The sequence below is a fragment of the Microbacterium sp. genome, from assembly GCF_035277845.1.
Classification (GTDB): domain Bacteria; phylum Actinomycetota; class Actinomycetes; order Actinomycetales; family Microbacteriaceae; genus Microbacterium.
On the sequence record NZ_DATEJS010000149.1, the window covers coordinates 1 to 11,278 of the forward strand.

10 protein-coding genes are annotated in these 11,278 nt (G+C 71.5%); 5 read left to right on the plus strand and 5 right to left on the minus strand.

From position 1 onward, the window contains the following. Both VJR25_RS06475 and VJR25_RS06480 read left to right on the plus strand, forming a co-directional pair. A partial coding sequence (locus VJR25_RS06475; RefSeq protein WP_324113754.1) for a helicase-associated domain-containing protein occupies positions 1–1,342 on the plus strand: 1,342 nt, incomplete at its 5' end. A 61-nt stretch (positions 1,343–1,403) separates the two neighbouring features. Next, positions 1,404–3,059 (plus strand): DNA repair helicase XPB, encoded by a 1,656-nt coding sequence (locus VJR25_RS06480; RefSeq protein WP_324113759.1) that lies wholly within the window; start codon positions 1,404–1,406, stop codon positions 3,057–3,059. A gap of 60 nt (positions 3,060–3,119) precedes the next feature. Here VJR25_RS06480 and VJR25_RS06485 read toward each other — a convergent pair whose 3' ends face one another. From VJR25_RS06485 to folE, 5 genes are all read right to left on the minus strand, one after another. Beyond that, on the minus strand, positions 3,120–4,967 hold the full coding sequence (locus VJR25_RS06485) for a bifunctional metallophosphatase/5'-nucleotidase (RefSeq protein ID WP_324113761.1): 1,848 nt from the start codon (positions 4,965–4,967) through the stop codon (positions 3,120–3,122). A 170-nt stretch (positions 4,968–5,137) separates the two neighbouring features. Then, positions 5,138–5,845, minus strand: coding sequence for a pyrimidine reductase family protein (locus VJR25_RS06490; protein ID WP_324113763.1), 708 nt, complete (start codon positions 5,843–5,845; stop codon positions 5,138–5,140). Further along, positions 5,845–6,717 carry a dihydropteroate synthase gene (gene folP / locus VJR25_RS06495; protein ID WP_414683743.1) on the minus strand — a complete coding sequence of 291 codons (873 nt, stop codon included), beginning with the start codon at positions 6,715–6,717 and terminating at the stop codon, positions 5,845–5,847. Before folP ends, VJR25_RS06490 begins: the two co-directional genes overlap by 1 nt. Continuing rightward, on the minus strand, positions 6,714–7,934 hold the full coding sequence (locus tag VJR25_RS06500; protein WP_324113765.1) for an NAD(P)/FAD-dependent oxidoreductase: 1,221 nt from the start codon (positions 7,932–7,934) through the stop codon (positions 6,714–6,716). The genes folP and VJR25_RS06500 overlap by 4 nt, the downstream gene beginning before the upstream one ends. Further along, on the minus strand, positions 7,931–8,527 hold the full coding sequence (gene folE / locus VJR25_RS06505; RefSeq protein ID WP_324113767.1) for a GTP cyclohydrolase I FolE: 597 nt from the start codon (positions 8,525–8,527) through the stop codon (positions 7,931–7,933). Before folE ends, VJR25_RS06500 begins: the two co-directional genes overlap by 4 nt. An 81-nt stretch (positions 8,528–8,608) precedes the next feature. Here folE and VJR25_RS06510 point away from each other — a divergent pair, with 81 nt between their 5' ends. The 3 genes from VJR25_RS06510 to VJR25_RS06520 all read left to right on the plus strand — a co-directional run. Further along, a complete protein-coding gene (locus tag VJR25_RS06510) occupies positions 8,609–9,286 on the plus strand; it encodes a helix-turn-helix transcriptional regulator (RefSeq protein WP_324113769.1) in 678 nt (225 codons plus the stop codon). A gap of 94 nt (positions 9,287–9,380) precedes the next feature. Next, on the plus strand, positions 9,381–10,076 hold the full coding sequence (locus tag VJR25_RS06515) for a response regulator transcription factor (RefSeq protein WP_324113771.1): 696 nt from the start codon (positions 9,381–9,383) through the stop codon (positions 10,074–10,076). 76 nt (positions 10,077–10,152) lie between these two features. Further along, the coding region (locus tag VJR25_RS06520) for a HAMP domain-containing sensor histidine kinase (protein WP_324113773.1) at positions 10,153–11,278 on the plus strand (1,126 nt) is incomplete at its 3' end.

Here is an 11,278-nt window from a genome sequence, read left to right on the forward strand (position 1 = left end):
CGGCACGGGAACGGCGGCCGAACGCGCGGCCGCATCGGTCGCGTCGCTCGCCGACATCCTGGTCGCCAGCCGCATCCGCCCCCTGACCACCACCGCCGTCGAGTCCGTCACCGCGGCCGAGCGCCGCCGCCTCGTGGACGAGGGCGTCATCGCCGAGACGACCGATCTGGACGATCTCCTCGCCGCGGCGGCCGCCGCGGGGCTCGTGGTGCTGCGCGAGCGGGAATGGCGGCTGACGACGGACGGCGACGCCTGGCTGTTGAAGGATGCCGTGTCCCGATGGACGGGCGTCGCAGCCGGCATCCTCTCGCTGCTGCCCCGCGATGCATCCGGTCAGGTGCTGCCGCCGGACGCCTGGGCCGGTGCGCACCCGCTCGACCCGGCGGGACGGGCGCGGGCATCCGACCTGTACCGGCTCGCTGCCCGCTGGGGCATCCTGACCGCGACCGGTGACGCTCCCGCCTGGTCACACGCGCTGTGGCACGGTGGGGAGGTGGACGCAGCGGCCCTCGCCGAGCGCCTCACCCCCGAGATCGACGGAATCTACCTGCAGGCCGACCTGTCCGCGATCGCCCCCGGCCCGATGCAACCGGCGCTCGATCTGCGGCTGCGCACGATGGCCGAGCGGGAGTCACGGGCGCAGGCCTCGACGTACCGCTTCAGCGAGCAGTCGCTCGCGTCCGCCGTCGCCGCCGGCGAGACCGCCGAATCGTTGCGCGCGTTCCTCGGCGGTCTGTCGCTCACCGGCATCCCGCAGCCCCTGGACTACCTGATCGATCAGGTCACGTCCGGGCGCGGGATGCTGCGGGTCGGCACCGACGCCCCCACCGGCCGCGCCCGCGTCGACAGCGACGATCCGCACCTGCTCGACATGCTGCTGGTCGACCGCGCGCTTCGCCCGCTCGGTCTGCATGCGGCGGAGGCGCCCGGGGGCGCGCTGCTGTCCCGCGTGTCCCGCGACGCGGTGTATTGGTCGCTCGTCGACGCCCGCTACCGGGTCACCGCCCTCGACGCCGACGGGGCGCCCGAGTCGCTGAACCGGCGCCGGCCGCTCGTCTCCCCCGACGACGATCCGCCCGCCGACGACCTGCTTCCCCTCGCCGAGCGGCTGCTGGCCGGACGCGGCGACTCGGATGCCGCCTGGCTCGAGCGCGAGCTCGACCAGGCCGTGCGCCTCCGCGCCGCCGTGGTGCTGACCGTGCTGCTGCCGGACGGTTCGACGCGGGAGCTCGCCGTCGAGGCGCAGGGACTCGGCGGTGGGCGATTCCGCGGTCTCGACCGCGCCGCGGATGTCGAGCGCACCGTCCCGCTCGCGGCGATCGCGAGCGTCCGCCCCGCCTGACTCCGGCACGGACCCGGCGCGGTCAGTGCTCTCTCATCCGGTCCGGGTAAAATCGCCCGTTATGGCCGACGGACCCCTCATCGTGCAAAGCGACCGCACCGTGCTGCTGGAGGTGGCCCACCCGGACGCCGAGTCCGCGCGGCACGAGCTGGCGATGTTCGCCGAGCTGGAGCGCGCCCCCGAGCACATCCACACGTACCGCATCACCCGCCTCGGGCTGTGGAATGCCCGCGCGGCCGGCCACCGCGCGGACGACATGCTGGACATCCTCGAGCGGTGGTCCCGCTTCCCGGTGCCGCCGTCGGTGTCGATCGACGTCCGCGAGACCGTGGAGCGGTACGGCCGGCTCGTGATCGAGCGTGCGATCGTGCGCGACGGAGAGGTTCCGGCGCTCGTGCTGCGGTCGACGGATGCCGCCGTGCTCACCGAGGTGTCCAAGAACAAGCGGATCGCACCGCTGCTCATCGACCACCCGTCGCCGGACGTGTTCGTCATCGACGCGTGGGCGCGCGGGCACATCAAACAGGAGCTGCTGAAGATCGGCTGGCCGGCGGAGGACCTCGCCGGCTACACGCCCGGCACGCCGCACGAGATCGACCTCGCCGAGGACGGCTGGCACCTGCGGCCCTACCAGGCGACCGCGGTCGAGGCGTTCTCCGAGGGCGGCTCGGGCGTCGTCGTGCTGCCCTGCGGTGCCGGGAAGACCCTCGTCGGCGCCGCCGCGATGGCCGCCACCAAGACGACGACCCTCATCCTCGTCACCAACACCGTGAGCGCCCGCCAGTGGCGCGATGAGCTGCTGGCGCGGACGAGCCTCACCCCCGAGGAGATCGGCGAATACTCCGGGCAGGTGAAGGAGGTGAAGCCGGTCACGATCGCGACCTATCAGATCCTCACCGCCAGGCGGAAGGGCCAGTACGCGCACCTGGCGCTGCTCGACGCGCTCGATTGGGGCCTCATCGTCTACGACGAGGTGCATCTGCTTCCCGCCCCGGTCTTCAAGCTCACCGCCGACCTGCAGGCGCGCCGCCGGCTCGGCCTCACCGCGACGCTGGTGCGCGAGGACGGCCGCGAGGGCGACGTGTTCAGCCTGATCGGCCCCAAGCGCTTCGATGCGCCGTGGAAGCAGATCGAGGCGCAGGGGTTCATCTCGCCCGCCGTCTGCTACGAGGTGCGCGTCGACCTGCCCGCCGGCGACCGGCTGGAGTACGCGGCATCGGCCGACGACGAGCGCTACCGGCTCGCCGCCACCGCCCCCGCGAAGATCGACGTGGTGCGACGGCTCGTCGAGCGGCATCCGGACGAGCGCATCCTCGTGATCGGCCAGTACCTCGACCAGATCGACGAGCTCGCCGAGGCGCTGAACGCCCCGAAGATCACCGGCGCCACCCCCGTCGACGAGCGCGAGCGGCTGTTCGGCGCGTTCCGCAACGGCGAGATCAGCCTGCTGGTGGTCTCGAAGGTCGCGAACTTCTCGGTGGATCTGCCGGAGGCATCCGTCGCGATCCAGGTGTCCGGCTCGTTCGGATCCCGCCAGGAGGAGGCGCAGCGGCTCGGGCGCCTGCTGCGCCCCAAGCAGTCCGCGCACACGGCGAGCTTCTACACGCTCATCGCACGCGACACCGTCGACCAGGACTTCGCCCAGAACCGGCAGCGGTTCCTCGCCGAGCAGGGCTACGCGTACACGATCATCGACGCGGAGCAGCTCGCCGCGTGACGTCCGACGCGCAGCGGCCCGCCCTCGACGGAGAGCGGGCCGGTGCGCGTCCGGACGGGATCAGTTCTGCGTGATGCGGTCGAGGACGCCCGGCGTGTACGGGCTGTGGGCGCTCAGATACGCGGCGAACGCGTCGATGTCCAGCCCCCCGAAGTACACGTTCCTGCCGTCCGCGAAGGTCGGGAAGTTGTCCCCGCCGCCGGCCAGGAAGTTGTTCGTCACCACGCGATAGGTGGCGGCGTCGTCGAGCGGGGCTCCGTTCAGGGTGACGTCGCCGAGCGTCGTGCCCGAGTAGGTGTACGCGAAGCCCGTGCTGACCTGCAGCACCTTCTTGCCGGTGCCGGCGTTCGCCCCGCTCCACTGCTCGCGCAGCAGATCCTTGAGCTGCGCGCCGGTGAGGTCGAGCGAGACCAGGTAGTTGTTGAACGGCTGCACGTTGAACGCCTCCTCGTAGGTGACGTCTCCGGGTGCCTCGCCCCACGACGACGCGGAGCGCGTCAGGTCGGTGCGGATGCCGCCCGGGTTCATCAGCGCGATCACCGGTGTGCCGAACGAGCCGACGACGCTGGGATCGGCGAGCTGCGCGTCGGCGATCAGGTCGCCGAGCGCCGACTCGCCGCCCGTGTTCGCGGTGCGGGTCACATCGGCGTCGAGGTGGCCGATGACCTTGCTCGCGATCGGCTTCACCAGCTCCTTGTAGTGCTGGATGATGGCGGTCTCGGCCGGATCCTCGGCGACGTCCCGGGTGACGAGCATGTTGGCGCTCTTCACGGATGTGCGCACGATGTCCTGCGTGCGCTTGTCGTACGTCAGCGTGGTGTCCGTGAACAGACGCCCGAACGAGGAGGCCGAGGTCACCATCCGGTCGTTGCCGGCGGGGTCCTTGATGTCGCAGACGTACGGCTGGTGGGTGTGGCCCGACACGATCATGTCGATGGCGGGGTCGAGGTGCGCGGCGATCGGGATGATCGGGCTCGTCGGGTCGAGCTGGGCGCCGTTCGCACAGGCGGCGTCGTACGACGGGTTGACCGTGTACGGCTTGTCGTCCGGTCCGTACCAGGTCTGCTGACCGGGCACGCCGCCCTGGTGGATCAGCACCACGATGGCGTTGACGCCCTGGGCCTTCAGCACCGGGACGAGCGCGTTCGCCGTGGCGACCTCGTCCTCGAACCGCAGGCCGGCGACCCCGGCGGCGGTGACGATGGACGGGGTGTCCTTGAGCGTCATGCCGATGAAGCCGATCTTCGCGCCCTTGATGTTCTTGATCGCGTACGCCGGCAGGATCGTGCGGCCGGTCTTCTCGTTCACGACGTTCGCGGCGAGGTAGTCGAACCGGGCGCCCGGGAACGCGCCGTCGGGGCAGGAGTTCTGGTTGTTCGCCCCGTCGCCGTCGTCGATGCAGCCGCCGTTCGCCATGCGCTGCAGCTCCTGGTAGCCCTCGTCGAACTCGTGGTTGCCGACGGCCGAGACATCCAGCTTGAGCGCGTTCATCGCGAGGATCGTCGGCTCGTCGTGGAATGCGCCGGACAGCAGCGGCGACGCACCGATGAGATCGCCGGCGGCGACGGTGAGCGTGTAGGGGTGCCCCTCCCGCGCCTTCGCGAGGTGGGTGGCGAGGTACGCCACGCCGCCGACGTTCTGCGTGGTGTCCGCGGGCTTGGTGGCGCCGGGCGCCAGCGTGTGCCCGGTGACGAGCCGGCCGCTGGATCCGGTCGGCGCCTCGAGGTTGCCGTGGAAGTCGTTGAACGACAGCAGCTGGATGTCCATGGTCGGGCCGTTCGGGGTGGTCGACCCGGTCGGGGCGGCGGAGGCGGATGCCCCCGCTCCCGCCATGGCGAGCGTCACAGCGGTGGCCGCGATGACGGCTCCCCTGCTCAGACGCGTGATCGAGTTCGTGCGTGTGCGCACAGGGATCCTCCTCGTTTCGCGGGCAGCGTCGGCCCGGCACGTGCATGCGTCTCTTAAGGCGCACTAAGGGTTCGTTCAGTTTAGGACAGCGCGCGCGCCGCGGCCAGAGCCGCGGGCGACCGTCTCGTGAACGTCCCGTGACGCACGCGGGAACCGCGAGGCGCGGCCGATCAGCTCAGCGCGTAGCGCAGGAAGACGAACCCCTCGTCGTCGGTGAGGATGCCGGCGAGGTCGAATGGTCGATCGGCCTCCGCGGCCCCGCGCACGATGCGACCGGCGTCGCCGCCGACGAACCGGGGGGCGAGCGTCACGCACACCTCGTCGACGAGCCCCGCCTCCAGCAGCGCTCCGAACAGGTGCGGTCCGCCCTCGCACAGCACCTGGGTCCAGCCGCGACCGGCGAACGCATCGCGCATCGCAGCGAGGTCGAGGGATGCCTCCCCGCACGCGATGACATCGGCGACCGCGGCGAAGTCCGCGCCGCGCGCGCGTGCCGCGCGCTCCGTCGTCACGATCACGGGCCGGCGCACGGCCTGCGCGAAGACGGCATCGTCGGGCCCGAGTCCGAGCGACCCGCTCACCATCGCGAGCACCGGCTGGTCCGGCAGGCCGCGATCGCGCCGCCAGTCGGCGTCCCGGTCGTCGACGCGCAGTCCGCCATAGCCCTCCGCGCGCACCGTGCCCGCCCCCACCAGCACGACGTCGGACATCGTGCGCAGCACCTGCATGACGGCACGGTCGGTCTCACCGCCCAGGGCACCGCTTCGCCCCTCGAGCGTCACGGCGCCGTCGGCGCTCGAGACGAAGTTGACGCGCACCCGGGGACGGGTGCGGTCGGGCAGGGCGTACGCGTCGAACAGGTCGGTGCGCGTGGGCATCAGTCGTTCCCCTCCGGGCGTGTGTTGTGCAGCTCGTACACCGGTTCCCGCCAGCCCTCGATCGCCTCGATCATGCGCATCGCGTCGACGGTCTCGCGCACGTTGTGCACCCGCACGAGGCGTGCGCCGTGCGCGACGCACCACGCCGCGGCGGCGAGCGACCCGGGCAGGCGATCGCCGCGCTCCCGGTCGAGCGTCTCGCCGATGAAGTCCTTGTTCGAGAGCGCCACCAGCAGCGGCAGGTCGAGCTCCTGGAACTCGCCGAGCCGCCGGGTGAGCTCGAGGGTCTGCCGGGTGTTCTTGTTCAGGTCGTGCCCGGGGTCGACGATGATGCGGTCCTCGGGCACGCCGTGCGCCGTGGCGAGCGCCACCCGGTCGCGCAGGAACGCGAGCACGTCGGCGACCACGTCGTCGTAGTGCGGGAGCGGATGCTGCGTGCGGGGCGCCGCGAGGCTGTGCGCGATGACGAGGGCGGCATTGCCCGCGGCGACGACGTCCGCCATGCGCGGGTCGTGCAGCCCGGTGGTGTCGTTGATGACGGCGGCTCCGGCCGCCATGGCGGCCACTGCGACCTCGGGATGGAACGTGTCCACGCTGACCAGGCCGTGCGGGGCGAGCGCCTCGACGACGGGGATGACGCGTGCGCACTCCTCCTCGACCGGCACCGGCGGGCCCGGCGCGAACTTCACCCCGCCGACGTCGACGAGGTCGGCGCCGGCGTCGAACGCGGCCGTCCCGGCGGCGACCGCGGCATCGAGCGCGTAGGTCGCGCCGCGGTCGTAGAAGGAGTCCGGCGTGCGGTTCACGATCGCCATCACGGCGATCCGGCGGTTCAGGTCGAGGGTGCGCGTGCCCGCGCGGAGCGCCCTCACGCGCTCAGCGAATCCAGCGCGACGGACGCGTCGGCCAGCGCCGCGGCATCCACCCGCGCCCGCGAGCGGATGAGCTGCTGGATCTGCTCGTTGACGTCCCAGACGTTCACGTTCATCCCGCCGACCACGCGCTCGTCGCGCACCCAGAACGCGATGTACTCGCGTCCGGCGAGGTCGCCGCGGATCACGAGCTCCGCGTCGGCCATGAGCGGCGCGTAGCCGGACAGCTCCATCCCGAGGTCGTACTGGTCGGTGTAGAAGTACGGGATGCCGTCGTGCACGGCATCCTGCCCGAGCATCGCGCGCGCGGCCACCGGCCCGGCGTTGAGCGCGTTCGCCCAGTGCTCGCTGCGCAGCCGCTGTCCGATCACGGGGTGCCACGCGTTGGCGACGTCCCCGGCCGCGAACACGTCCGGGGCGCTCGTGCGCAGGCTCGCGTCGGTCAGGATGCCGCGGTCCACCTCCAGTCCCGCGCTTTCGGCGAGCCCCGTGTTCGGCACCGCTCCCACACCGACGAGCACCAGGTCCGCCGGCACCGTCTCACCGTCCACCACGACGCCGGACACGCGGCCGGTGCCGACCAGGCCCTCCACCCCGACGGACATGCGCAGCTCGACGCCGTGCTCTTCGTGCATGCGGGCGAACTCGGCGCCCAAACGCGCGCCGAGCGCGGGAGCGAGCGGCACCGGGTCCCGCTCGAGCACCGTGACCTCGTTGCCGAACTCGCGCGCCGTCGCGGCCACCTCGAGGCCGATCCAGCCCGAGCCGACCAGCACCAGCCGGCGACCTCCGTCGCGCAGCTCGGCGGCGAGGGCGTCGGAGTCGTCGAGGCGCCGCAGCGTGTACACCCCCTGCAGGTCGGCTCCCGGGAGCGGCAGCTGCCGTGGGCGGGATCCGGTGGCGAGCAGCAGAGAGTCGTACGCGACGCTCTCGCCTGCGCCGAGCTCGACGCGGTGCGCCGAAGGATCGATCGCGGTGACGGAGGTGGAGGTGCGAAGCGCGATTCCGTTCTCGACGTACCACTCAGCCGGATGCAGGATGACGGCGTCGAGGCCCTCCCGGCCGGCGAGGTACCCCTTCGAGAGCGGTGGCCGCTGATACGGCGGATGCGCCTCGTCCGTGACGACCGTGATCTCGCCGTCGTACCCCTCGGTGCGCAGGGTCTCGGCGGCGCTCGCGGCGGCGAGACCTCCGCCGACGATGAGGTGATGGGTCATGACATCCTCCCGGGTCCGTCCGGCCGCAGCGCGCCGCGCAGCTCCGGGTCGCTCTGGAACACACCGCGGAACGCCGTGGTGCGGGTCTCGGCGTCGGGGGTGCGCACCCCCCGGATCGACATGCACAGGTGCTCGGCGCGCACGACGACGGCGACGCCGCGCGGAGCGAGCGCGTCCTCGAGCTCGTCGGCGATCTGCACCGTCATCCGCTCCTGCACCTGCAGGCGCCGGGCGTGCCGCTCCACGACGCGGGCGAGCTTGGACAACCCCACCAGGCGCGATCCCGGCACGTAGGCGACGTCGACCTCGCCGCGGAAGGGCAGCAGATGGTGCTCGCACAGCGACGTGAAGCGGATGCCGCGCACCGCCACCGGCTCGTCGTACCCCTCTTCGTTCGCGAACGTCGTCATGACGAACGGTTCGGACGCCGTCATGTCGATGAGCGCGTCGACGACGCGACGCGGCGTGTCGATCAGGTGCTCGTCGGTCGCGTCGTAGCCGAGCGCCGTGAGCAGGTCGGCGACGGCCACCATCGCCCGGGCGCGATCGATCGGATCGTCGGCGACGGCGTGCAGGGCGGCTGTTGAGTTCATGGCGGCTCCCCTCTAGCCCGACCGTACGGCCGGTCCCAAATTTTGTCAACCTTTTTGTTTTTAGAGTGGTACGCTGGGCACATGCGGCCCCGGAACGACCTGGATGCCGTCGGCGCCCTGAACGATCCGGTGCGTCGACGCCTCTACGACTACGTCGCCGACGCGGCGCAGCCGGTGACGCGCGATGCCGCCGCCACCGACCTCGGCCTCCCCCGCAGCACCGCGGCGTTCCACCTCGAGCGCCTCGTCGACGCCGGCGCGTTGGCCGCGGAGAACCGTCGTCCGCCCGGACGCAGCGGCCCCGGCGCCGGACGCCCGGCCCGCGTCTACACCGTCGCCGCGTCGGAACTCATGGCGAGCGTCCCCGAACGCCACTACGAACTCGCCGGCAACCTGCTCGCCGAGGCCGCGGAACGCGCGGACACCACCGGGACGAGCATGCGCGCCGCGCTGAAGGATGTCGCCCGGGAGGCCGGCGCGCAGCTGGGCGCCGGTTCCGGATCGCTGGAGGATGCACTGACGGCGTGCGGGTACGACCCGCGCGAGGACGACTCCGGCGGGATCCTCCTCGAGAACTGCCCGTTCCACATGCTGGCGCAGCGGCACACCGACCTCATCTGCTCGGCCAATCTCTGCCTCATCCAGGGCATGGTCGCCGCGACCGGGGACGAGCGGCGTCCGGCGCTCGCGCCGCATGCCGGCCGCTGCTGCGTGGAGGTGCGCGCGGCGGCCCGCGGGGAGCGGACAGCGACATCCTGAGGCGCGACCCACGACCCTCTGGGCTCGCTATGCAGTCCCTGGACGCGCCGATGACGTACCCCGCGGAACGGTGCGGACTGGCATATTAGGTGCCATGACCGCTGCGCGCATTCTCGTCGTGGACGATGAACCGAACATCCGCGACCTCCTCATCACGAGTCTTCGCTTCGCCGGGTACCAGGTGCGTGCCGTGGCGAACGGCGCTCAGACCATCTCGGCCGTGCTCGAGGAAGAGCCCGACCTCATCATCCTGGACGTGATGCTGCCCGACATGAACGGCTTCAGCGTCACCAAGCGCCTGCGCGGCGCCGGCTACACCGCGCCCATCCTGTTCCTCACCGCGAAGGACGAGACCGAGGACAAGATCGCAGGCCTGAACGCCGGCGGCGACGACTACGTCACCAAGCCGTTCAGCCTCGACGAGATCGTCGCCCGCATCCAGGCGATCCTGCGCCGCACGATGCAGGCCGACGAGGAGTCGGTCATCCGCGCGGGTGAGATCACGATGGACCAGGACACCCACGACGTGTTCGTCAACGAGGCGCAGATCGAGCTCAGCCCCACCGAGTTCAAGCTTTTGCGCTACCTGATGCTGAACCCCAACCGCGTGCTGTCGAAGGCGCAGATCCTCGACCACGTCTGGGAGTACGACTTCAACGGCGACGCCGGCATCGTGGAGAGCTACATCTCGTACCTCCGCCGCAAGATCGACCCGCACTCGTCCGAGCCGCTCATCCAGACCAAGCGCGGCTTCGGCTACATGCTGAAGACCTCGAACAAGCCCGCGTAGCACCGGGAGGCGCGCCCTGAGCGAGAGCACCGACGCGGTCACCGGCTGGTGGCGCGGCGTCAGCCTCCGCGGCAAGGTGACGGGCGTCACCGTCGCGGTGCTCATCGTCGGCCTGTTCGTCGCGGGCCTCGGCACCATGGTGTTCCTGCGCAGCGCCCTCGACTCGAGCCTGGACTCGCAGGTGCGGCAGCTCTCGAACGTCGAGGTGTGGAACGCCATGTTCGACACGCAGACGCGCAACGGCGTGACCACCTTCACCCCGAAGAAGTCCACGCCGCAGGTCGACTACTCGGTCGCGGTGTACGACGGCAAGGGCGACCGTCTCGCGACCGCCGGGTCGAGCGGTCCGGATGCGCCGGTGTTCCCCGACTCCTTCGGCCCGCAGCAGACGACCGAGCGCGGGTCGGACCCGTTCAGCCTGGACGGCACCACCGGCTCGGGCTTCCGGGCCAGCGTGTCGCCGTTCCTGGTTCCGGGCGACGCGACGCTGTACACCCAATTGGTCGCGCTGCCCACGGCGTCGGGCGATCGGATCCTCACGACCTACCTCGGCATCTACAGCGTGCTGGCGATGCTGACGATCATCCTCGGCGCCGTCGGCACCCGGTGGCTCGTGACCCTCGCGTTCCGCAGCCTCACCCAGGTCGAGTCGACCGCCATGTCGATCGCGGCGGGCGACTTCAGCCAGCGTCTCACCGACATCGAGCCGCAGCACACCGAGGTCGGCCGCCTCAAGCTCGCGATCAACGCGATGCTCGGCCGCGTGGATGCCGCCCTGACGCAGCGGGATGCCACGGTGCGCCAGATGCGCCGGTTCATCGGCGACGCGAGCCATGAACTGCGCACGCCCCTGGTCACCGTGCGCGGGTATGCGGAGCTGCACCGGATGGGCGCGATCCGCTCGGACGAGGACACGGCGCAGGCGATGGAGCGCATCGAGAAGGAGGCCATCCGCATGGGCGTGATGGTGGAGGACCTCCTCGCCCTGACCCGTCTCGACGAGCGCCGCGAGGAGGTCGAGGTCGTCCCCGTGGATCTGCGGCCCATCGCCCACGACGCCGCGATGGACGTCCGCGCCATCACGAGCGACCGCACGATCACCGTGATCGACTCCACCCGCAGCGCCGGGACATCGGCGGCGCGGTCCACCGCGGGACCGGCGGCGGCCCTGCCGCGACGGCGGCCCGGCACCGTGCCCTCCG

What these genes read in the sequence shown, in the direction of transcription:
- VJR25_RS06480 (WP_324113759.1), top strand. Translation starts at nt 1,404, where the DNA reads ATGGCCGACGGACCCCTCATCGTGCAAAGCGACCGCACCGTGCTGCTG.
- VJR25_RS06490 (WP_324113763.1), bottom strand. Translation starts at nt 5,845, where the DNA reads ATGCCCACGCGCACCGACCTGTTCGACGCGTACGCCCTGCCCGACCGC.
- folE (WP_324113767.1), bottom strand. Translation starts at nt 8,527, where the DNA reads ATGAACTCAACAGCCGCCCTGCACGCCGTCGCCGACGATCCGATCGAT.
- VJR25_RS06515 (WP_324113771.1), top strand. Translation starts at nt 9,381, where the DNA reads ATGACCGCTGCGCGCATTCTCGTCGTGGACGATGAACCGAACATCCGC.
- VJR25_RS06500 (WP_324113765.1), bottom strand. Translation starts at nt 7,934, where the DNA reads ATGACCCATCACCTCATCGTCGGCGGAGGTCTCGCCGCCGCGAGCGCC.
- VJR25_RS06510 (WP_324113769.1), top strand. Translation starts at nt 8,609, where the DNA reads ATGCGGCCCCGGAACGACCTGGATGCCGTCGGCGCCCTGAACGATCCG.